Source organism: Rhizobacter sp. P5_A1, assembly GCF_056400745.1.
Genome location: NZ_JBFUKR010000003.1, coordinates 1 through 18,485 on the forward strand (window position 1 = coordinate 1; position 18,485 = coordinate 18,485).

Annotated in this window: 32 protein-coding genes and 1 tRNA gene; all 33 read left to right on the forward strand. The window is 64.2% G+C overall.

What is annotated here, in order from left to right; genetic code table 11:
* On the forward strand, positions 1 to 247 hold a 247-nt coding region (locus AC1DTW_RS03480; RefSeq protein WP_477914443.1), incomplete at its 5' end, for an EF-Tu C-terminal domain-related protein.
* A 12-nt stretch (positions 248 to 259) separates the two neighbouring features.
* Positions 260 to 571, forward strand: coding sequence for a 30S ribosomal protein S10 (gene rpsJ, locus AC1DTW_RS03485; RefSeq protein ID WP_011831018.1), 312 nt, complete (start codon positions 260 to 262; stop codon positions 569 to 571).
* Positions 572 to 837: 266 nt separating this feature from the next.
* A complete protein-coding gene (rplC, locus tag AC1DTW_RS03490) occupies positions 838 to 1,521 on the forward strand; it encodes a 50S ribosomal protein L3 (RefSeq protein WP_477979176.1) in 684 nt (227 codons plus the stop codon).
* On the forward strand, positions 1,521 to 2,141 hold the full coding sequence (gene rplD, locus AC1DTW_RS03495) for a 50S ribosomal protein L4 (protein WP_477979178.1): 621 nt from the start codon (positions 1,521 to 1,523) through the stop codon (positions 2,139 to 2,141). The genes rplC and rplD overlap by 1 nt, the downstream gene beginning before the upstream one ends.
* A complete protein-coding gene (gene rplW / locus AC1DTW_RS03500) occupies positions 2,138 to 2,470 on the forward strand; it encodes a 50S ribosomal protein L23 (protein WP_477979180.1) in 333 nt (110 codons plus the stop codon). Before rplD ends, rplW begins: the two co-directional genes overlap by 4 nt.
* Entirely contained in the window at positions 2,470 to 3,294 is an 825-nt protein-coding gene (gene rplB / locus AC1DTW_RS03505) for a 50S ribosomal protein L2 (protein ID WP_477979182.1), read from the forward strand. The genes rplW and rplB overlap by 1 nt, the downstream gene beginning before the upstream one ends.
* A gap of 11 nt (positions 3,295 to 3,305) precedes the next feature.
* On the forward strand, positions 3,306 to 3,584 hold the full coding sequence (gene rpsS / locus AC1DTW_RS03510) for a 30S ribosomal protein S19 (protein WP_056473117.1): 279 nt from the start codon (positions 3,306 to 3,308) through the stop codon (positions 3,582 to 3,584).
* Positions 3,585 to 3,595: 11 nt separating this feature from the next.
* Positions 3,596 to 3,925: a 50S ribosomal protein L22 gene (gene rplV / locus AC1DTW_RS03515; protein ID WP_477979185.1), complete on the forward strand. Its 330-nt coding sequence runs from the start codon at positions 3,596 to 3,598 to the stop codon at positions 3,923 to 3,925.
* Between the two features lie 11 nt (positions 3,926 to 3,936).
* Positions 3,937 to 4,854, forward strand: a complete 918-nt coding sequence (rpsC, locus tag AC1DTW_RS03520; protein ID WP_477979187.1) for a 30S ribosomal protein S3 — start codon at positions 3,937 to 3,939, stop codon at positions 4,852 to 4,854.
* Positions 4,855 to 4,856: 2 nt separating this feature from the next.
* Positions 4,857 to 5,273, forward strand: coding sequence for a 50S ribosomal protein L16 (gene rplP / locus AC1DTW_RS03525; RefSeq protein WP_025596278.1), 417 nt, complete (start codon positions 4,857 to 4,859; stop codon positions 5,271 to 5,273).
* Positions 5,274 to 5,284: 11 nt separating this feature from the next.
* On the forward strand, positions 5,285 to 5,485 hold the full coding sequence (gene rpmC, locus AC1DTW_RS03530) for a 50S ribosomal protein L29 (RefSeq protein WP_477979189.1): 201 nt from the start codon (positions 5,285 to 5,287) through the stop codon (positions 5,483 to 5,485).
* Entirely contained in the window at positions 5,482 to 5,793 is a 312-nt protein-coding gene (gene rpsQ, locus AC1DTW_RS03535; RefSeq protein ID WP_477979191.1) for a 30S ribosomal protein S17, read from the forward strand. Before rpmC ends, rpsQ begins: the two co-directional genes overlap by 4 nt.
* An 82-nt stretch (positions 5,794 to 5,875) precedes the next feature.
* Positions 5,876 to 6,391 carry a peroxiredoxin gene (locus AC1DTW_RS03540; RefSeq protein WP_477979193.1) on the forward strand — a complete coding sequence of 172 codons (516 nt, stop codon included), beginning with the start codon at positions 5,876 to 5,878 and terminating at the stop codon, positions 6,389 to 6,391.
* A 227-nt stretch (positions 6,392 to 6,618) separates the two neighbouring features.
* Complete coding sequence (rplN, locus tag AC1DTW_RS03545) at positions 6,619 to 6,987, forward strand: 50S ribosomal protein L14 (protein ID WP_025511783.1); 369 nt, start codon at positions 6,619 to 6,621, stop codon at positions 6,985 to 6,987.
* Positions 6,988 to 7,032: 45 nt separating this feature from the next.
* Entirely contained in the window at positions 7,033 to 7,365 is a 333-nt protein-coding gene (gene rplX / locus AC1DTW_RS03550) for a 50S ribosomal protein L24 (protein ID WP_477979195.1), read from the forward strand.
* 9 nt (positions 7,366 to 7,374) lie between these two features.
* Complete coding sequence (gene rplE / locus AC1DTW_RS03555; protein WP_477979197.1) at positions 7,375 to 7,968, forward strand: 50S ribosomal protein L5; 594 nt, start codon at positions 7,375 to 7,377, stop codon at positions 7,966 to 7,968.
* 11 nt (positions 7,969 to 7,979) lie between these two features.
* Positions 7,980 to 8,285 carry a 30S ribosomal protein S14 gene (rpsN, locus tag AC1DTW_RS03560; protein WP_056473141.1) on the forward strand — a complete coding sequence of 102 codons (306 nt, stop codon included), beginning with the start codon at positions 7,980 to 7,982 and terminating at the stop codon, positions 8,283 to 8,285.
* A 43-nt stretch (positions 8,286 to 8,328) separates the two neighbouring features.
* Positions 8,329 to 8,724 (forward strand): 30S ribosomal protein S8, encoded by a 396-nt coding sequence (gene rpsH / locus AC1DTW_RS03565; RefSeq protein WP_477979199.1) that lies wholly within the window; start codon positions 8,329 to 8,331, stop codon positions 8,722 to 8,724.
* Between the two features lie 12 nt (positions 8,725 to 8,736).
* Positions 8,737 to 9,270, forward strand: a complete 534-nt coding sequence (rplF, locus tag AC1DTW_RS03570; protein ID WP_477979201.1) for a 50S ribosomal protein L6 — start codon at positions 8,737 to 8,739, stop codon at positions 9,268 to 9,270.
* Between the two features lie 12 nt (positions 9,271 to 9,282).
* Entirely contained in the window at positions 9,283 to 9,663 is a 381-nt protein-coding gene (rplR, locus tag AC1DTW_RS03575) for a 50S ribosomal protein L18 (RefSeq protein ID WP_477979203.1), read from the forward strand.
* A gap of 17 nt (positions 9,664 to 9,680) precedes the next feature.
* Complete coding sequence (gene rpsE / locus AC1DTW_RS03580) at positions 9,681 to 10,199, forward strand: 30S ribosomal protein S5 (protein WP_477979205.1); 519 nt, start codon at positions 9,681 to 9,683, stop codon at positions 10,197 to 10,199.
* A gap of 23 nt (positions 10,200 to 10,222) precedes the next feature.
* Positions 10,223 to 10,420 carry a 50S ribosomal protein L30 gene (rpmD, locus tag AC1DTW_RS03585; RefSeq protein WP_477979207.1) on the forward strand — a complete coding sequence of 66 codons (198 nt, stop codon included), beginning with the start codon at positions 10,223 to 10,225 and terminating at the stop codon, positions 10,418 to 10,420.
* Between the two features lie 20 nt (positions 10,421 to 10,440).
* On the forward strand, positions 10,441 to 10,872 hold the full coding sequence (gene rplO / locus AC1DTW_RS03590; RefSeq protein WP_477979209.1) for a 50S ribosomal protein L15: 432 nt from the start codon (positions 10,441 to 10,443) through the stop codon (positions 10,870 to 10,872).
* A 41-nt stretch (positions 10,873 to 10,913) separates the two neighbouring features.
* On the forward strand, positions 10,914 to 12,224 hold the full coding sequence (gene secY / locus AC1DTW_RS03595) for a preprotein translocase subunit SecY (RefSeq protein ID WP_477979211.1): 1,311 nt from the start codon (positions 10,914 to 10,916) through the stop codon (positions 12,222 to 12,224).
* 8 nt (positions 12,225 to 12,232) lie between these two features.
* Positions 12,233 to 12,451, forward strand: coding sequence for a translation initiation factor IF-1 (gene infA / locus AC1DTW_RS03600; protein ID WP_009855680.1), 219 nt, complete (start codon positions 12,233 to 12,235; stop codon positions 12,449 to 12,451).
* An 18-nt stretch (positions 12,452 to 12,469) separates the two neighbouring features.
* Positions 12,470 to 12,583 (forward strand): 50S ribosomal protein L36, encoded by a 114-nt coding sequence (gene rpmJ / locus AC1DTW_RS03605; RefSeq protein ID WP_011830995.1) that lies wholly within the window; start codon positions 12,470 to 12,472, stop codon positions 12,581 to 12,583.
* A 38-nt stretch (positions 12,584 to 12,621) separates the two neighbouring features.
* Positions 12,622 to 12,984 carry a 30S ribosomal protein S13 gene (rpsM, locus tag AC1DTW_RS03610; RefSeq protein ID WP_477979213.1) on the forward strand — a complete coding sequence of 121 codons (363 nt, stop codon included), beginning with the start codon at positions 12,622 to 12,624 and terminating at the stop codon, positions 12,982 to 12,984.
* Positions 12,985 to 13,044: 60 nt separating this feature from the next.
* The gene (gene rpsK, locus AC1DTW_RS03615) at positions 13,045 to 13,449 is read left to right on the forward strand and encodes a 30S ribosomal protein S11 (protein WP_056473174.1); all 405 of its coding nucleotides are present in this window, start codon (positions 13,045 to 13,047) and stop codon (positions 13,447 to 13,449) included.
* Between the two features lie 187 nt (positions 13,450 to 13,636).
* The gene (rpsD, locus tag AC1DTW_RS03620) at positions 13,637 to 14,260 is read left to right on the forward strand and encodes a 30S ribosomal protein S4 (RefSeq protein WP_477979215.1); all 624 of its coding nucleotides are present in this window, start codon (positions 13,637 to 13,639) and stop codon (positions 14,258 to 14,260) included.
* Positions 14,261 to 14,419: 159 nt separating this feature from the next.
* Positions 14,420 to 15,406, forward strand: a complete 987-nt coding sequence (locus tag AC1DTW_RS03625; RefSeq protein WP_056473181.1) for a DNA-directed RNA polymerase subunit alpha — start codon at positions 14,420 to 14,422, stop codon at positions 15,404 to 15,406.
* Between the two features lie 132 nt (positions 15,407 to 15,538).
* Positions 15,539 to 15,931, forward strand: a complete 393-nt coding sequence (gene rplQ, locus AC1DTW_RS03630) for a 50S ribosomal protein L17 (RefSeq protein ID WP_477979218.1) — start codon at positions 15,539 to 15,541, stop codon at positions 15,929 to 15,931.
* 108 nt (positions 15,932 to 16,039) lie between these two features.
* Positions 16,040 to 17,878 carry a protein-disulfide reductase DsbD gene (dsbD, locus tag AC1DTW_RS03635; protein ID WP_477979220.1) on the forward strand — a complete coding sequence of 613 codons (1,839 nt, stop codon included), beginning with the start codon at positions 16,040 to 16,042 and terminating at the stop codon, positions 17,876 to 17,878.
* 44 nt (positions 17,879 to 17,922) lie between these two features.
* Positions 17,923 to 17,999 (forward strand) — tRNA-Met (locus AC1DTW_RS03640).
* Positions 18,000 to 18,485 lie beyond the last annotated feature (486 nt).

Here is an 18,485-nt window from a genome sequence, read left to right on the forward strand (position 1 = left end):
CAAGGAAGAGGGCGGGCGTCACACGCCGTTCTTCAACAACTACCGGCCGCAGTTCTACTTCCGCACCACCGACGTGACCGGCGCGGTCGAGCTGCCCAAGGACAAGGAGATGGTCATGCCTGGCGACAACGTCAGCATCACCGTCAAGCTGATCAACCCGATCGCGATGGAAGAAGGCCTGCGCTTCGCCATCCGCGAGGGCGGCCGTACCGTCGGCGCCGGGGTCGTGGCCAAGATCATCGAATAAGGCGGACTCATCATGCAAAAGCAAAAGATCCGCATCCGCCTGAAGGCGTTCGACTACAAGTTGATCGACCAGTCGGCACTCGAAATCGTCGACACCGCGAAGCGCACCGGCGCGATCGTCAAGGGCCCCGTGCCCCTGCCGACGCGCATGCAGCGCTTCGACATCCTGCGCTCGCCGCACGTCAACAAGAGCTCGCGCGACCAGTTCGAGATCCGCACGCACCAGCGCCTGATGGACATCGTCGACCCGACTGACAAGACCGTCGACGCGCTGATGAAGCTCGACCTGCCCGCCGGCGTTGACGTCGAAATCAAGCTGCAGTGAAATCTGAGCCCCTCGGCTGACGAGTACGTCAGCCGATCCCTCAAGGGGATGCGGGCGGGCTTGGGGGCGGCCCGGCGCTCGGCCCGCTGCGCCGAGCAAAGTACTTGCGGGTTCGCCCGCTGGTGCTAGAATCGCAGGCTTTTCCGCACTTGCTTTCTCTGCAAAGAGAGAGGCGGGTGACGGAAATCTATCAACCCGACCAATCGATGTCGGGCTCGTGAACAAAGGCTGGCGTGCCTGCCAAGGTGCGCAGCTGGAGAAAATCCATGACGACAGTCAATCCAGGCCATCGCCTCGGCTTGCTGGGCCGCAAGGTGGGCATGATGCGCATCTTCACGGACGATGGCGACGCCATTCCCGTGACCGTGCTCGACGTGTCCAACAACCGCGTCGCCCAGGTCAAGACCGAGCAGACCGACGGTTACAGCGCCATCCAGGTGGCGTTCGGCGAGCGCAAGGCGTCTCGCGTTTCGAAGCCCGAAGCGGGCCACTTCGCCAAGGCGGGTGTCGAAGCCGGCGAGATCTTGCAAGAGTTCCGCGTGGCCGCCGAGGTGGCTGCCGAATACAAGCCGGGCGCGCAAGTCGCCGTGGCTGGCGTGTTCGCGGTCGGCCAGCTGGTCGACGTGCAGGGCACGTCGATCGGCAAGGGCTTCACCGGCACGATCAAGCGTCACAACTTCAAGTCGCAGCGCGCGTCGCACGGCAACAGCCGTTCGCACAACGTGCCGGGCTCGATCTCGATGGCGCAGGATCCGGGTCGCGTGTTTCCGGGCAAGAAGATGTCCGGCCAGCGCGGCGACGTGACCAAGAGCATTCAGAACCTCGACATCGTCCGCATCGACGAAGCCCGCCAGCTGTTGCTGGTGCGCGGCGCGGTGCCCGGCGCGAAGAACGGCCACGTGGTCGTCAGCCCGGCGATCAAGGTGAAAGTCAAGAAGGGAGCGAACTGATGCAGCTCGAACTCCTCAACGAACAAGGTCAGGCGACCTCGAAGGTCGACGCCCCTGACACGCTGTTCGGTCGCGATTACAACGAAGCGCTGGTGCACCAGATCGTCGTGGCCTTCCAGGCCAATGCGCGCCAAGGCACCCGTGCCCAGCTCGACCGCACGATGGTCAAGCACTCGACCAAGAAGCCGTGGCGCCAGAAAGGCACCGGCCGCGCGCGCGCCGGCATGACCTCGTCGCCGCTGTGGCGCGGAGGCGGTCGGATCTTCCCGAACAGCCCGGACGAGAACTTCACGCAGAAGGTCAACAAGAAGATGTATCGCGCCGGCATGGCGGCGATCTTCTCGCAGCTGGCTCGCGAAGGCCGTCTGGCGGTCGTCGATTCGTTGACCGTCGACTCGCCGAAGACCAAGCAGCTCGCCGCGAAGTTCAAGGCGATGGGCCTGGATTCGGTGCTGGTCATCACCGACCAGCTCGACGACAACCTGCTGCTCGCGTCGCGCAACCTGATCAACGTGCTGGTTGTCGAGCCGCGTCACGCTGACCCGCTCGCGCTCGTGCACTTCAAGAAGGTGCTCGTGACGAAGGCGGCGGTCGAGCAACTCAAGGAGATGCTGGCATGAGCACCGCAACCGAAGTGATTCGCCCGAAGCACAGCGCCGATCGCCTGGCCCAGGTGCTGGTCGCGCCGATCGTCTCCGAAAAGGCGACGATGGCGGCCGAGAAGCACAACCAGGTGCTGTTCAAGGTGCTGCGCGACGCCACCAAGCCCGAGATCAAGGCCGCCGTTGAGCTGATGTTCAAGGTCGAAGTCGAGTCCGTCTCGACCGTGATCCAAAAGGGCAAGGTCAAGCGTTTCGGCAAATCGATTGGCCGCCGCGACCACGTCAAGAAGGCGTATGTGTCGTTGAAGGCGGGCCAGGAGCTCAACTTCTCCGGGGAGGGCGCGTAATGCCCGTCATCAAGATCAAACCGACCTCGCCGGGCCGTCGTGGCGTGGTGAAGGTGGTGCACCCGCATCTGTACAAAGGCAAGCCCGAGGCATCGCTGCTCGAGCCGCAAATGCAGAATGCGGGCCGCAACAACAATGGTCACATCACGATTCGTCATCGCGGCGGTGGGCACAAGCACCACTACCGCATCGTCGACTTCGTGCGCAACAAGGATGCGATTCCGGCGAAGGTCGAGCGCATCGAGTACGACCCGAACCGCACGGCGCACATTGCGCTGGTGTGCTACGCCGACGGCGAGCGCCGCTACATCATTGCGCCGCGCGGTCTCGAAGTGGGTGCGACGATCCTGAGCGGTGCCGAGGCGCCGATCAAGGCGGGCAACACCTTGCCGATCAAGAACATCCCGGTGGGCTCGATCATCCACGCGATCGAGATGCTGCCCGGTAAGGGCGCGCAGATCGCACGTTCGGCCGGTACCTCGGCGACGCTGCTGGCGCGCGAAGGCATCTACGCGCAGGTTCGCCTGCGCTCCGGCGAAGTCCGCAAGATCCACATCGACTGCCGCGCGACCATCGGTGAAGTCTCCAACGAGGAGCACCAGCTGCGCCAGTATGGCAAGGCCGGCGCGATCCGCTGGAAGGGCATCCGCCCGACGGTGCGTGGTGTCGCGATGAACCCGGTCGATCACCCGCACGGCGGTGGTGAAGGCCGTACCGGTGAGGGTCAGGCGCCTGTGTCGCCGTGGAACACGCTGACCAAGGGCTACCGCACTCGCAACAACAAGCGTACGCAGACGATGATCGTCGCGCGTCGCAAGAAGTAAGGGGAACGGCAATGACTCGTTCACTCAAGAAGGGCCCGTTCGTCGACCATCACCTGCAGGCGAAGGTCGAGAAGGCGGTTGCCATCAAGGACAAGAAGCCGATCAAGACCTGGTCGCGCCGCTCGACGATCCTGCCCGATTTCATCGGCATCACGATCGCCGTGCACAACGGCAAGCAGCACGTGCCGGTCTACATCACCGACCAGATGGTCGGCCACAAGCTCGGTGAATTTGCGCTGACCCGCACGTTCAAGGGGCATCCGGCCGACAAGAAGGCCAACAAGAAATAAGGATGACGACGATGGAAACCCGTTCAATCGTCCGCGGTGTTCGCCTGTCGGCAGACAAGGGCCGGCTGGTGGCCGACCTCGTCCGCGGCAAGAAGGTCGACCAGGCGCTCAACATCCTGACGTTCACGCAGAAGCGCGCCGCCGGCATCATCAAGAAGTGCCTGGAGTCCGCGATCGCGAATGCCGAGCACAACGACGGCGCCGATATCGACGAGCTGAAGGTCAAGACGATCTATGTCGAGCAGGGCGCCACGCTGAAGCGTTTCTCCGCGCGCGCCAAGGGCCGCGGCAACCGCATCAGCAAGCCGACCGCGCACATCTACATCACCGTCGGCAACTAAAGGCAAAGACCATGGGACAAAAGATTCACCCCACCGGGTTCCGCCTGCCGGTCACGCGCAACTGGTCGTCGCGCTGGTACGCGTCGAACAAGAACTTCGCGACCATGCTCGCCGAAGACCTGCGCGTGCGCGAATACCTGAAGGCCAAGCTGAAGAGCGCGGCCGTCTCGCGCATCCTGATCGAGCGCCCCGCCAAGAACGCCCGCATCACCATCTACTCGGCGCGCCCGGGCGTGGTGATCGGCAAGAAGGGCGAGGACATCGAGGCGCTGAAGGCCGAACTGACGCGCCGCCTGGGCGTGCCGGTGGCAGTCAACATCGAAGAGGTGCGCAAGCCCGAAGTCGATGCGCAGCTGATCGCCGACTCGATCACCCAGCAGCTCGAGAAGCGAATCATGTTCCGCCGCGCGATGAAGCGCGCGATGCAGAACGCGATGCGCCTGGGCGCGCAAGGCATCAAGCTGATGTCGTCGGGCCGCTTGAACGGCATCGAGATCGCGCGCTGCGAGTGGTACCGCGAGGGCCGCGTGCCGCTTCACACCCTGAAGGCCGACATCGACTACGGCTTCTCCGAAGCCAAGACGACCTACGGCATCATCGGCGTGAAGTGCTGGGTCTATCGTGGTGACCGCCTCGCGAACGGCGAGTCGCCCGGCATCGTGACGCCTCCGGGCGCCGAGGATGATCGCCGTGGCCCGCGCCGCGGCCCGCCGCGGGGTCCGGGCGGTGCGCCGGGCGGCCGTGGTGGCCGCCCAGGTGGCGGTGGTTTCGATCGTGGCGCGCCGCGCCAGGATCGCCCGGCCGATGCCGGCACGGCTGCGGTGGCTCCGGCCGCCGCCCCGGCCGGTGGCGATGCGCCGAAGGCGCCGGCGGTCAAGCGCGTGCGCAAGGTGGCAACACCGGGCACGCCTGACGCCAAAGGAGAATAAGCATGCTGCAACCTGCACGCAGAAAATACCGCAAGGAACAGAAGGGCCGCAACACCGGCGTCGCCACCCGCGGCGCGAACGTGTCGTTTGGCGACTTCGGCCTGAAGGCCACCGAGCGCGGCCGCCTGACGGCCCGCCAGATCGAAGCCGCACGTCGCGCCATTTCGCGTCACGTGAAGCGTGGCGGCCGGATCTGGATCCGCATCTTCCCGGACAAGCCGATCTCGCAGAAGCCGGCTGAAGTCCGCATGGGCAACGGCAAGGGCAACCCCGAGTATTACGTCGCCGAGATCCAGCCGGGCAAGGTCCTGTACGAGATCAACGGCGTCGCCGAAGAGCTGGCGCGCGAAGCGTTCACGTTGGCCGCAGCCAAGCTGCCGCTGAAGTGCACCTTCGTCGCCCGCCAGGTCGGCGCGTAAGGAGAACACCCATGAAAGCATCTGAACTCCGTGCCAAGGACGTCGACGGTCTGCAGAAAGAGATCGGCGACCTGCTGAAGGCCCACTTCGGCCTGCGCATGCAAAAGGCGACGCAGAACCTGAGCAACCACACCCAGCTGGGCAACACGCGTCGCGACATCGCTCGCGCCAAGACCGTGCTGGCCCAGAAGAAGAAGGAAGCGAAGAAATGAGCGAGCACGCTGTTTCCACTAGCGCCACCGCCGCCGCAACGACCGAGAAGCCGGCGAAGAACACGCGCACGCTGGTCGGCAAGGTCGTCAGCGACAAGCGCTCGAAGACCATCACCGTGCTGATCGAGCGCCGCACCAAGCACGAGCTGTACGGCAAGATCGTCGCGAAGTCGAGCAAGTACCACGCGCACGACGAGAACAACGAGTACAAGGTCGGCGACATGGTCGAGATCGCGGAAACCCGCCCGATCTCGAAGACCAAGGCCTGGACCGTGACTCGCCTCGTCCAGAAGGCGATCGTGGTCTAAGCCACCCGCCTCGCAACGAACGGTCGGAACGCTGATACTGGCGCCCGGCCGTTTTTTTGTTTTCGCTCACCAGGAGAAGGACATGTTGAAAGTTGGCGACAAGCTGCCGGCAGGCACGCTCTCGGAATTCATCGAAGTCGAAGGCAACGGCTGCTCGCTCGGCCCGAACACCTTCGACGTGCAGAAGACGACCGCCGGCAAGGCGATCGCGGTGTTCGCTCTGCCCGGCGCCTACACGCCGACCTGCTCGGCCAAGCATGTGCCGGGCTATGTCGAGAAGGCCGATGCCCTGAAGGCGGCCGGCGTCGACGAGATCTGGTGCGTGTCGGTCAACGACGCTTTCGTGATGGGCGCCTGGGGGCGCGACCAGCGCACCGCCGGCAAGGTCCGCATGATGGCCGACGGCAGCGCCGAGTTCGCGAAGGCGACCGGGCTGACGCTGGATCTGACAACACGGGGCATGGGCCTGCGCTCGAATCGCTACTCGATGCTGGTCGTCGATGGTGTCGTGAAGACCTTGAACGTCGAGGGGCCCGGCAAGTTCGAGGTCAGCGACGCCGACACGCTGCTGGCGCAGGCGAAGCAGGTGCTGGCCTGAAGTTCGTTCAGGGGCGCCGGTTGGCGCCCCGTTGTTGCTTGCAGCAAGGTCATTGACGCAATTCGCTGAAATGCTGCATAATCTAAAGCTTCGCCGAAATTCGACTTGAGCCGCTCGGCTCGATGCGCGTCTCGGATCTGACGATTTGCTATCACTGCCCACACGCGGGCCCAAGACTGATTGCCTCACCGTAACCCGGCTGGCCATCAAGTTGGGGACAGGACAACATGATTCAAATGCAATCGCGGCTTGACGTCGCGGACAACACTGGCGCGAAATCCGTCATGTGCATCAAGGTGCTGGGCGGCTCCAAGCGCCGTTACGCCGCCATTGGCGACGTGATCAAGGTCAGCATCAAGGAAGCCGCGCCGCGCGGTCGCGTGAAGAAGGGCGAGGTCTACAGCGCCGTCGTCGTTCGCACCGCGAAGGGCGTGCGCCGCCAAGATGGCTCGCTGGTCAAGTTCGACGGCAACGCCGCCGTGCTGCTGAACGCCAAGCTCGAGCCGATCGGCACCCGCATCTTCGGGCCGGTGACGCGCGAACTGCGCACCGAGCGCTTCATGAAGATCGTGTCGCTCGCACCTGAAGTGCTCTGAGCCTGGTTTTGCTCAGAGAACGACCCTAGAGATACAGGACAGGCCATGAACAAGATTCGCAAGGGCGACCAGGTCATCGTGTTGACCGGCCGCGACAAGGGCAAGCGCGGCGCCGTGCTGCAGCGCGTCGACGACGAGCGCGTCGTCGTCGAGGGCGTGAACGTCGTGAAGAAGCACGTCAAGCCGAACCCGATGAAGGGCACGACCGGCGGCGTCGTCGACAAGACCTTGTCGATCCACCAGTCGAACATCGCCATCTTCAATGCCGCCACCGGCAAGGCCGACCGCGTCGGCATCAAGCTCCTCGCCGATCCGAAGACGAACAAGACCACGCGCGTGCGGGTCTTCAAGTCCAGCGGCGACGAGATCAAGGCCTAAGGGGTTCACATGGCTACCAAGCAAAAAGCAGCCGAGACCGGCAACAGCTCCGCGCCTCCGAAGGTCGCGCGCCTTCAGGCCATCTTCCGCGACAAGATTTCGCCCGAACTGATCGAGAAGTTCAGCTACAAGTCGCCGATGCAGGTGCCGCGCATCACCAAGATCACGCTGAACATGGGTGTCAGCGAGGCGGTGTCCGACAAGAAGGTCATGGACCATGCGGTCAGCGACCTGACCAAGATCGCCGGCCAGAAGCCGGTCGTCACGAAGTCGAAGAAGGCGATCGCCGGCTTCAAGATTCGCGACGGCGTGCCCATCGGGTGCATGGTCACCCTGCGCGGCGTGCAGATGTACGAGTTTCTCGATCGCTTCGTGACGATCGCGCTGCCGCGCGTGCGCGACTTCCGCGGCATCTCGGGTCGCGCGTTCGATGGTCGCGGCAACTACAACATCGGCGTCAAGGAACAGATCATTTTCCCTGAAGTCGATTACGACAAGATCGATGTGCTGCGTGGCCTGAACATCAGCATCACCACGACGGCGAAGAACGACGAAGAGGCCAAGGCGCTTCTGACCGCGTTCAAATTCCCGTTCAAGAACTGAAGGACAGCCCCGTGGCAAAAACCTCCCTCATTCAGCGCGAGCTCAAGCGCACCCAGCTCGTCGCCAAGTACGCGAAGAAGTATGCGGAGCTCAAGGGCACCGCGAACGACGCGAAGAAGTCCGACGAAGAGCGTTACGCCGCCCGCCTGGAGCTGCAGAAGCTCCCGCGCAACGCCTACCCGACCCGCCAGCGCAACCGCTGCGAGTTGACCGGCCGCCCGCGCGGCACCTTCCGCAAGTTCGGTCTCGGCCGCAACAAGATTCGCGAACTGGCGTTCAAGGGTGACATCCCTGGCGTCGTCAAGGCCAGCTGGTAAGTCACGCCTTTACCAGTTATTGCCTGATCAGGAGATATCCCAAATGAGCATGAGTGATCCTATCGCCGACATGCTGACCCGCATCCGCAACGCGCAGATGGTTCAGAAGGTCAGTGTGGTGATGCCGGCGTCGAAGCTGAAGACCGCGATCGCCGAGGTCCTGAAGGCCGAAGGCTACATCGACAACTTCGCGGTGCGTGGCGAGGCGACGAAGCCGCAACTCGAGATCGCGCTGAAGTACTACGCCGGCAAGCCGGTGATCGAGCACATCGAACGCGTGAGCCGCCCGGGCCTGCGCGTCTACAAGGGTCGCCACGACATCCCCAACGTGATGAACGGCCTGGGTGTGGCGATCGTGACAACGCCGAAGGGCGTGATGACGGATCGCAAGGCGCGCCAGGCCGGTATCGGCGGCGAAGTGCTTTGCTACGTGTCCTAAGGAGCAACGGCCATGTCTCGTGTAGGAAAAATGCCGCTGCCGCTCCCGAAGGGCGTGGATGTGTCGGTCAGCGCTGAACAGATCAGCGTCAAGGGTTCGCTCGGCACGCTGGTGCGTCCGGTGAACTCGCTGGTGACGATCAAGAACGAAGACGGCAAGCTGAATTTCGCCCCGGCGAACGACAGCGTCGAGGCCGATGCGATGTCGGGCACGATGCGCGCGCTGGTCGCGAACATGGTCAACGGCGTCAGCAAGGGCTTCGAGAAGAAGCTGTCGCTCGTCGGCGTTGGCTTCCGCGCCGCAGCTGCCGGCAGCAAGCTGAATCTGCAGATCGGTTTCTCGCACCCGGTCGCGAAGGACATGCCCGAAGGCGTGAAGGTGGCCTGCCCGACGCAGACCGAAATCGTGATCACGGGTTCGGATCGCCAGGTCGTGGGCCAGATCGCCGCCGAGGTCCGCGCGATTCGTCCGCCGGAGCCCTACAAGGGCAAGGGCATTCGCTACGTCGGCGAAAAGGTCGTCATCAAAGAGACGAAGAAGAAGTAAGGAGCGCATGACATGTCACTGAACAAAAAAGATCAGCGCGTTCGTCGCTCCCGCCAGACCCGTGCGCGCATTGCCGTGCAGCGCGTCGCGCGCCTGTCGGTGTATCGCACCAACCTGCACATCTACGCCAGCGTCGTTTCCGACGACGGCTCGAAGGTGCTGGCCAGCGCGTCGACCGCCGAGGCCGAGGTCCGCAAGGAGCTCGCCGGCGACTCGAAGGTGTCGGGCAAGGGCGGCAACGTCGCCGCGGCCGCGATCATCGGCAAGCGCATCGCCGAAAAGGCGAAGGCTGCCGGCATCGACAAGGTCGCGTTCGATCGCGCCGGTTTTGCATACCACGGCCGCGTCAAGGCCCTGGCCGAAGCCGCTCGTGAAGCCGGCCTGCAGTTCTAAGCGCAAGGAATTCGAAAATGGCAAAGTTTCAACCCCGCGTGCAGGACGAAGGTCGTGACGACGGTCTGAAGGAAAAGATGATCGCGGTCAATCGCGTCACCAAGGTGGTGAAGGGCGGCCGCACGCTGAGCTTCGCCGCACTGACCGTGGTCGGCGATGGCGACGGCCGCATCGGCATGGGCAAGGGCAAGGCCAAGGAAGTGCCGGTTGCCGTGACCAAGGCGATGGACTCGGCGCGCCGCAACATGATCAAGGTCTCGCTGAAGAACGGCACGATCCAGCACAAGGTCATCGGTGAGCACGGCGCCTCGCGCGTGCTGATGGCCCCGGCGAAGCCGGGTGACGGCATCATCGCCGGCGGCCCGATGCGCGCGGTGTTCGAGGTGATGGGCGTGACCGACATCGTCTGCAAGAGCCTCGGCTCGTCGAACCCCTACAACCTGGTTCGCGCCACGCTCGACGCGTTGAAGCACACCAGCACCCCGGCCGAGATCGCTGCAAAGCGCGGGCTGACGGTGGAAGAGCTGTTCGGCTGAACGGCGAGCCACGGAGAAACATCATGGCGACCAAAGAAGCAGCAACCAAGGGCACGGTCAGCATCAAGCTCGTGCGCAGCATCAACGGCACCCGCGAGTCGCACCGCGCGACCGTGCGTGGCCTGGGTCTGCGCAAGCTGAACAGCGAATCGACGCTCGAAGACACGCCGGCAGTGCGCGGCATGATCAACAAGGTCTCGTACCTGGTCAAGGTGCTCTGAAGCACCCCGAGGACAAGAACATGGAACTCAACACCATCAAGCCGGGCGCCGGTTCGAAGCACGCCAAGCGTCGCGTCGGTCGCGGCATCGGCTCCGGCCTGGGCAAGACCGCGGGCCGCGGCCACAAGGGTCAGAAGTCGCGTTCGGGCGGCTACCACAAGGTCGGCTTCGAAGGCGGTCAGATGCCGCTGCAGCGCCGCTTGCCGAAGCGCGGCTTCAAGTCGCACCTGCTGAAGTTCAACGCCGAGATCAGCCTGACCGACCTGCAGCGCCTCGGCGCGGCCGAGGTCGACATCCTGACGCTGAAGCAAGCCGGCCTGGTTGGCGAACTTGCAAAAGTCGTGAAGGTCATCAAGTCGGGTGAATTGACGTCGGCGGTGGCCCTCAAGGGCATCGGCGCGACGGCGGGCGCCAAGACCGCGATCGAGGCCGCCGGCGGTTCGGTGGCCTGAGGCCCGGTCGGCACGTCTCGAATCGAATTCATAGGACATCAGTGGCAACCAACGCGAATCAACTGGCGAAGAGCGGCAAGTTCGGCGACCTGCGTCGCCGCTTGACGTTCCTGCTGCTCGCGCTCGTGGTCTACCGCGTCGGCGCGCACATTCCCGTGCCCGGCATCGATCCCGACCAACTGCGCCAGCTGTTCAACAGCCAGGCCGGCGGCATCCTGAGCCTGTTCAACATGTTCTCGGGCGGCGCGCTGTCGCGCTTCACCGTGTTCGCGCTCGGCATCATGCCGTACATCTCGGCGTCGATCATCATGCAGCTGATGACCTACGTCGTGCCGACGCTCGAGGCGCTGAAGAAGGAAGGCGAATCGGGTCGTCGCAAGATCACGCAGTACACGCGCTACGGCACGCTGGGACTGGCGTTGTTCCAGTCGCTCGCGATCGCGACGGCACTCGAGAGCTCGCCGGGTCTGGTGATCTCGCCGGGCTTCGGCTTTCGCATGACGGCGGTCGTCAGCCTGGTTGCCGGCACGATGTTCCTGATGTGGCTGGGTGAACAGATCACCGAGCGCGGCCTGGGCAATGGCATCTCGATCCTGATCTTCGGCGGCATCGCGGCTGGCCTGCCGGGTGCGCTCGGCCAGTTCGGCACCTTGGTCAGCCAGGGTTCGATGAGCATCGTCGCGGCGCTGTTCATCACGCTGCTGGTGTTCGGCGTGACGTTCGCGGTCGTGTTCGTCGAGCGCGGTCAGCGCAAGATCCTGGTGAACTACGCGAAGCGACAGGTCGGCAACAAGGTCTATGGCGGCCAGTCGTCGCACCTGCCGCTGAAGCTGAACATGTCGGGGGTGATTCCGCCGATCTTCGCTTCGAGCATCATCCTGCTGCCGGCCACCGCCGTGGGCTGGTTCGCGACCGGCGACAGCTTCCGCTGGCTGAAAGATGTGGCCGACCTGCTGCGTCCCGGCCAGCCGATCTACGTGATGCTGTATGCCGCGGCGATCGTGTTCTTCTGCTTCTTCTACACCGCGCTCGTCTTCAACAGCCGCGAGACGGCCGACAACCTGAAGAAGAGCGGCGCGTTCATTCCCGGCATCCGCCCCGGTGACCAGACCGCTCGCCACATCGACCGCATCCTGTCGCGGCTGACCCTGGCCGGTGCGATCTACATCACGCTGGTGTGCCTGCTGCCGGAGTTCCTGGTGCTGAAGTACAACGTGCCGTTCAATTTCGGTGGCACATCCCTGTTGATCATCGTCGTCGTGACGATGGACTTCTGGGCCCAGGTGCAGAGTTACGTGATGAGCCAGCAGTACGAGTCCCTGCTCAAGAAGGCCAACTTCAAAGCGAGCTGAAAAAGTACATGGCCAAAGACGATGTGATTCAGATGCAGGGTGAGATTCTCGAGAATCTGCCCAATGCAACGTTTCGAGTGAAGCTGGAGAACGGGCACGTCGTGCTCGGCCACATCTCCGGCAAGATGCGCATGCACTACATCCGCATCCTGCCGGGAGACAAGGTCACTGTCGAGTTGACGCCCTACGACCTGAGCCGTGCTCGGATCGTGTTCCGGGCAAAGTAAGGTTTAGGAGAGAAGAGAATGAAAGTCGCAGCATCGGTCAAGAAAATGTGCCGCAATTGCAAGGTGATCCGTCGCAAGGGCGTCGTGCGCGTCATTTGCACCGACCCGCGCCACAAACAGCGTCAAGGCTGACCTTCAGGCCTTCGCTGACACGCTATTAGAGGACGAACATGGCACGCATTGCTGGTATCAACATTCCGCCCCACAAGCACACCGAGATCGGTCTGACCTCGATCTATGGGATCGGCCGCACGACGGCCCAGAAGATCTGCTCGAACAGCGGTGTGCCGTTCGATCGCAAGGTCAAGGATCTGACCGACGCCGACCTGGAGAAGATCCGGGAAGAAATCGGCCGCCTGACGATCGAAGGCGACCTGCGTCGCGAAATGTCGATCAACATCAAGCGTCTGATGGACCTCGGCTGCTACCGCGGCTTTCGCCATCGCCGTGGCCTGCCGGTGCGCGGTCAGCGCACGAAGACGAATGCCCGCACCCGCAAGGGTCCGCGCAAGTCCGGCGTGGTGAAGAAGTGATCTGACGTTCGCCGTCGCATCGCATCTACCGATTGAAGAGAATCGCCAAAGAAGGTCAACATGGCTAAGTCACCTGTCAACACCGCCGCGCAGCGCGTGCGCAAGAAAGTCCGCAAGAACGTTGCGGACGGCGTCGCGCACGTTCACGCGTCGTTCAACAACACGATCATCACGATCACCGATCGTCAGGGCGGCGCGCTGTCCTGGGCATCGAGCGGTGGCCAGGGTTTCAAGGGCTCGCGCAAGAGCACGCCGTTCGCCGCCCAGGTGGCTGCCGAAGTAGCTGGCCGCGCCGCGCAAGACCAGGGCATCAAGAATCTCGACGTGCGGATCAAGGGCCCGGGCCCGGGCCGCGAGTCGTCGGTTCGCGCGCTGGCCTCGCTCGGTATCCGCATCAATTCGATCTCCGATGTGACGCCGGTGCCGCACAACGGCTGCCGTCCGCAGAAGCGCCGCCGCATCTGAGTTCGACCGTTTTCGTCGTCGGCGGTGCCTGAGTGGCTCCGCCGACTTTTTCGCTTCTGTCGACCGATCGAAAAGCCGGCAGAAGATGAAGCCCACCGTCTGAGCGCACACAACAACACTCGCCAGACTCGCGCAAGCTGTGATCACAAACGCGCAGCCTGCGTCAGATTGACCAAAGGAAATCAACGTGGCACGTTTTCTGGGCCCCAAGGGCAAACTTTCCCGCCGTGAAGGCACCGACCTGTTCCTGAAGAGCGCTCGCCGCCCGATCGGTGACAAGGTCAAGTTCGACAGCAAGCCGGGCCAGCACGGCCGCACCTCGGGCACCCGCACGTCCGACTTCGGCCTGCAGCTGCGCGAGAAGCAGAAGGTCAAGCGCATGTACGGCATCCTGGAGCGCCAGTTCCGCCGCTACTTCGCCGAGGCCGAGCGCCGCAAGGGCAACACGGGTTCGAACCTGCTGCTGCTGCTCGAATCGCGCCTGGACAACGTCGTCTACCGCATGGGCTTCGGCTCGACCCGCGCCGAAGCGCGCCAGCTGGTCTCGCACAAGGGCATCACGGTGAATGGCGAAGTCGTCAACATCGCGTCGTACCTCGTGAAGGTCGGCGACACGGTGGCGGTGCGCGAGAAGGCGAAGAAGCAGCTGCGCATCATCGACTCGCTGAAGCTGGCCGAAGGCCAGGGCATGCCGAGCTGGGTCGCGGTTGATGCGACCAAGCTCGAAGGCATCTTCAAGAAGGCGCCGGATCGCGACGAATTCGGCGCCGACATCAAGGAAGCGCTGATCGTGGAACTGTATTCGCGTTAACGAACACGAGGGCGGGTGCCGGCGTTTGCCGACCCCCTTCTCGGCTGCTGCGTCGCTAGTGCTTTGCCGGGCACACAGCGAGACATCTCTTGCCCGGCGCTGTGTCCATCAGCCTTATCGGTGTAACGAGCCGAGGGTATTGAGACGAACAGGACTTCAATGCAAACCAATCTGCTGAAACCCAAAGCCATCAATGTGGAGCCGCTCGGCGGCAACCGCGCCAAGGTCACGCTCGAGCCGTTCGAGCGCGGCTACGGCCACACGCTGGGCAACGCGCTGCGCCGCGTGCTGCTGTCGTCGATGGTCGGCTACGCGCCGACCGAGGTGACGATCGCCGGCGTGCTGCACGAGTACTCGGCGATCGACGGCGTCCAGGAAGACGTCGTTCACATCATGCTGAATCTGAAGGGCGTCGTGTTTCGCCTGCACAACCGCGACGAAGTCACGCTGGTGCTGCGCAAGGAAGGCGAGGGCCCGGTCACGGCCGGCGATATCCAGACCCCGCATGACGTCGAGATCATCAACCCGGAGCACGTGATCGCGCACCTGTCGCACGGCGGCAAGCTCGACATGCAGATCAAGGTCGAGAAGGGCCGCGGCTACGTGCCGGGCACGATGCGCCGCTACGGCGACGAGCCGACCAAGTCGATCGGCCGCATCGTGCTGGACGCCTCGTTCTCGCCGGTTGCGCGCGTCAGCTACACCGTCGAATCGGCCCGCGTCGAACAGCGCACCGACCTCGACAAGCTGGTGATGGAGATCAACACCAACGGCGCGATCACGCCGGAAGAAGCGATCCGCAACTCGGCCAAGATCCTGGTCGAACAGCTGATGGTGTTCGCGCAGCTCGAAGGCGAGATCAGCTCGTTCGCCGACGCGCCGGTTGCACGCAACACGCAGTTCGATCCGATCCTGCTGCGCCCGGTCGACGAGCTCGAGCTCACGGTGCGTTCGGCGAACTGCCTGAAGGCCGAGAACATCTACTACATCGGCGACCTGATCCAGCGCACCGAGACCGAGCTGCTGAAGACCCCGAACCTGGGTCGCAAGTCGCTCAACGAAATCAAGGAAGTGCTGGCTTCGCGCGGGCTCACGCTCGGCGCGCGGCTCGAGAACTGGCCGCCCCAGGGCCTGGACAAGCGGTAACCGCTTCGCTCCAACAGGAAAGACGGCCGAAGCCGTCATCGGATGACAAACACGCCAGCGTGTTTGATCGTGCAACCCCCAGTACCTGATACGGCTGGGGTTCAACAAGTTAGTCAGAAGGGAAACTGCACCATGCGTCACCGCCACGGACTCCGCAAACTCAACCGCACCAGCGAGCATCGCCAGGCGATGCTGCGCAACATGTGCAATTCGCTGCTCCAGCACGAAGCGATCAAGACCACGGTCCCGAAGGCCAAGGAACTGCGCCGCGTCGTCGAGCCGCTGATCACGCTGGCCAAGGAAGCAACGCTGGCGAACCGCCGCCTCGCGTTCGACCGCACGCGCGATCGCGACATCGTCACGAAGCTGTTCAACGAGCTCGGCCCGCGCTACAAGGCGCGCCCGGGCGGCTACACGCGGATCCTGAAGATGGGCTTCCGCGTCGGCGACAACGCGCCGATGGCCTTCGTCGAACTGGTCGATCGTCCGGAACCTGCAGCGACCGACACCGCGGCCGACGCGTAAAACGTCGATTGCATCGCGAAGGGCCGGCATCTGCTGGCCCTTTTGCGTTGAACCGGGAACCTCGTCGCCCGCCCAAGGTCATTCAAGCCACAGCAAAATCCGCCATTCATGCGCACACGACACCTGACGACTCTGTGGCTGCAACTCCTCGCGGCTGCGCTGCTGTTCATGGGTGCGCTTTCGGCACACGCCGAAGAAGATTTCCTCGACCCCGAGGTCGCGTTCAAGCTCGCCGCGCGTGCGGTCGACGAGCGCACCGTCGAGGTGATCTACACCGTCGCACCCGGCTACTACCTCTACCGCGAGCAATTCAAGTTCGCCGCGAACGGCGCGACGCTCGGCGCCCCGGTGCTGCCGGCCGGCAAGACGAAGTTCGACGAGACCTTCCAGAAGACCGTCGAGACCTACCGCGACATCGTGCGTATCGCGGTTCCGGTGCAGCAGGGCGCCGCACGCTTTCAGCTGTTGGTGACGAACCAGGGCTGCGCCGACAAGGGCCTGTGCTATCCGCCGCAGCAGCGCGGCATCGAGGTCAGCCTGGCTGGCTTCGGCGGCGATGGCTCGGCGCGCGTGATGGCGGCGAGCGAGGGCCCGGGCGCCACTGCGGCATCCTCGTCCGCAGATTCGCAGGCTGGGCCACGGTACGCGGCCGATGACGCCGGCATCGACGGCGCGCTGCGCGGCGGCAAGTTCTGGAGCGTCGTCGGCGTGTTCTTCGTCGCCGGCGTGCTGCTGTCACTGACGCCGTGCGTGCTGCCGATGCTGCCGATCCTGTCGTCGATCATCGTCGGCCACGGCGCGCAAGTTTCGCGCGGCCGCGGCTTCGCCCTCGCGGCGAGCTACTCGCTCGGCATGGCGCTGGTCTACACGGCCCTCGGGGTCGCGGCCGGGCTGGCCGGCGAAGGCCTCGCGGCGGCGTTGCAGAAGCCGTGGCTGCTGACCGTATTCGCGCTCGGGCTGGTCGGCCTCTCGCTGTCGATGTTCGGCATCTACGAACTCCAGCTCCCAGCGGCGCTGACCGGCCGCCTCTCGCACGCCTCGCAACGCCTGCCCGCCGGCCGCTTCGCCGGCGTGTTCGCGATGGGAGGCCTTTCGGCACTGATCGTCAGCCCATGCGTCGCGGCCCCGCTGGCCGGCGCGCTCGTCTACCTGAGCCAGACCCGCAACGTATGGCTCGGCGGCACCGCGCTGTTCTCGCTTGCCGCCGGCATGAGCGTGCCGCTGCTGCTGATGGGGGCGTCGGCCGGCGCCTTGCTGCCGCGCGCCGGCGGCTGGATGGACGAGGTGAAGCGCTTCTTCGGCTTGCTGCTGCTTGGCGTCGCCCTCTGGACCGTGCAATCGGTGCTGCCGGCCCCGCTGGTGCTCGCGCTGTGGGGTGCCCTCGCGATCGGCGCCGCGGTGATGCTGGTGTCGCATCACCACGGGCACCGCACCGATTGGACCCGCAGCATCGGCCGTCGCGCGATCGCGGCGGTGCTCGCCGTGTGCGGCCTGCTGCAGCTCGTCGGCGCCGCGTCGGGCGGATCGAATCCGCTGCAGCCGCTCTCGCACCTGCGGGTGCAACTCGGCGGCGACGCTGCCGTCGCGCCCGGCCCGGTGTTCACGACGGTTCGCAGCAGCGCCGAACTCGATCAAGCGCTGCGCACCGCGGGCCGCCCCGTGATGCTCGACTTCTACGCCGACTGGTGCGTCTCGTGCAAGGAGATGGAGCGCTTCACCTTCATCGATCCGGCCGTGCGCAAGAAGATGAGCGGCGCGCTGCTGCTGAAGGCCGACGTCACCGCCAACAACGACGACGACCGCGCACTGTTGAAGCGCTTCAACCTGTTCGGCCCGCCCGGCACCATCTTCTTCGACCCGCAAGGCCGCGAGATCCCGGCCGCGCGCATCGCCGGCTTCCAGGACAGCACGCGATTCCTCGAGACCCTGCGGACGGCTGGCTTATGAATTGGATGGGGGCTCGAAATCTCTGCTATAGTCACAGGCTCAGTCGCGAGGTGGAGCAGTCTGGTAGCTCGTTGGGCTCATAACCCAAAGGTCGCAGGTTCAAATCCTGCCCTCGCAACCAAAATTCCAGAACAAAAACAATAACTTAGAATAGTCGAGCGCCGACCGCAAGGTCGGCGTTTTGCTTTGTGCCCGTCCTGTGCCCATTTCGTGCCTAGGCCGTGCCCGACGCATTTGTTGAAGATCGCGAAATGACCCTTGGGCTTCGTGCCCAGGGCCGAAATCGTGACCATTGGGCAGCGGCATCTACGGTCGGTGACTTCCCTGACCGTTGGGATGAGACGGGGGGCTCTGACTGCCACCAAGCAGTCGTTGGGCATCGCCACAGGCGCTGGCCCGAACGACGGCAGTACGAGGTACTGCAGCCGTAAGACCTCCACGAGGCGGTTCGCGCGGCGCCGGCGGCCGCTTCTCTACCGCGCGAACTCGCAGTCACGACCCTAAGCGGAAGTACAGAGTGACAAATGAGCAGGCGCAAAGCGGGCACTCCGTCGACCGCCTGCGGCGAAGCCACGAACGTCACCTATTCGCCCGGCGAGATCCAGAG

Coding starts and splice junctions, on each gene's coding strand:
- rpsS (WP_056473117.1), top strand. CDS start 3,306: ATGACTCGTTCACTCAAGAAGGGCCCGTTCGTCGACCATCACCTGCAG.
- rpsK (WP_056473174.1), top strand. CDS start 13,045: ATGGCTAAGTCACCTGTCAACACCGCCGCGCAGCGCGTGCGCAAGAAA.
- AC1DTW_RS03625 (WP_056473181.1), top strand. CDS start 14,420: ATGCAAACCAATCTGCTGAAACCCAAAGCCATCAATGTGGAGCCGCTC.
- rplD (WP_477979178.1), top strand. CDS start 1,521: ATGCAGCTCGAACTCCTCAACGAACAAGGTCAGGCGACCTCGAAGGTC.
- rplE (WP_477979197.1), top strand. CDS start 7,375: ATGGCTACCAAGCAAAAAGCAGCCGAGACCGGCAACAGCTCCGCGCCT.
- AC1DTW_RS03540 (WP_477979193.1), top strand. CDS start 5,876: ATGTTGAAAGTTGGCGACAAGCTGCCGGCAGGCACGCTCTCGGAATTC.
- rpsE (WP_477979205.1), top strand. CDS start 9,681: ATGGCAAAGTTTCAACCCCGCGTGCAGGACGAAGGTCGTGACGACGGT.
- rplB (WP_477979182.1), top strand. CDS start 2,470: ATGCCCGTCATCAAGATCAAACCGACCTCGCCGGGCCGTCGTGGCGTG.
- rpmD (WP_477979207.1), top strand. CDS start 10,223: ATGGCGACCAAAGAAGCAGCAACCAAGGGCACGGTCAGCATCAAGCTC.
- dsbD (WP_477979220.1), top strand. CDS start 16,040: ATGCGCACACGACACCTGACGACTCTGTGGCTGCAACTCCTCGCGGCT.
- rpsH (WP_477979199.1), top strand. CDS start 8,329: ATGAGCATGAGTGATCCTATCGCCGACATGCTGACCCGCATCCGCAAC.
- rplO (WP_477979209.1), top strand. CDS start 10,441: ATGGAACTCAACACCATCAAGCCGGGCGCCGGTTCGAAGCACGCCAAG.
- rplW (WP_477979180.1), top strand. CDS start 2,138: ATGAGCACCGCAACCGAAGTGATTCGCCCGAAGCACAGCGCCGATCGC.
- rplC (WP_477979176.1), top strand. CDS start 838: ATGACGACAGTCAATCCAGGCCATCGCCTCGGCTTGCTGGGCCGCAAG.
- rpsM (WP_477979213.1), top strand. CDS start 12,622: ATGGCACGCATTGCTGGTATCAACATTCCGCCCCACAAGCACACCGAG.
- rplF (WP_477979201.1), top strand. CDS start 8,737: ATGTCTCGTGTAGGAAAAATGCCGCTGCCGCTCCCGAAGGGCGTGGAT.
- rpsQ (WP_477979191.1), top strand. CDS start 5,482: ATGAGCGAGCACGCTGTTTCCACTAGCGCCACCGCCGCCGCAACGACC.
- rplR (WP_477979203.1), top strand. CDS start 9,283: ATGTCACTGAACAAAAAAGATCAGCGCGTTCGTCGCTCCCGCCAGACC.
- rplN (WP_025511783.1), top strand. CDS start 6,619: ATGATTCAAATGCAATCGCGGCTTGACGTCGCGGACAACACTGGCGCG.
- rpmJ (WP_011830995.1), top strand. CDS start 12,470: ATGAAAGTCGCAGCATCGGTCAAGAAAATGTGCCGCAATTGCAAGGTG.
- rpsJ (WP_011831018.1), top strand. CDS start 260: ATGCAAAAGCAAAAGATCCGCATCCGCCTGAAGGCGTTCGACTACAAG.
- rplP (WP_025596278.1), top strand. CDS start 4,857: ATGCTGCAACCTGCACGCAGAAAATACCGCAAGGAACAGAAGGGCCGC.
- rplX (WP_477979195.1), top strand. CDS start 7,033: ATGAACAAGATTCGCAAGGGCGACCAGGTCATCGTGTTGACCGGCCGC.
- rplV (WP_477979185.1), top strand. CDS start 3,596: ATGGAAACCCGTTCAATCGTCCGCGGTGTTCGCCTGTCGGCAGACAAG.
- infA (WP_009855680.1), top strand. CDS start 12,233: ATGGCCAAAGACGATGTGATTCAGATGCAGGGTGAGATTCTCGAGAAT.
- rpsC (WP_477979187.1), top strand. CDS start 3,937: ATGGGACAAAAGATTCACCCCACCGGGTTCCGCCTGCCGGTCACGCGC.
- rpmC (WP_477979189.1), top strand. CDS start 5,285: ATGAAAGCATCTGAACTCCGTGCCAAGGACGTCGACGGTCTGCAGAAA.
- rplQ (WP_477979218.1), top strand. CDS start 15,539: ATGCGTCACCGCCACGGACTCCGCAAACTCAACCGCACCAGCGAGCAT.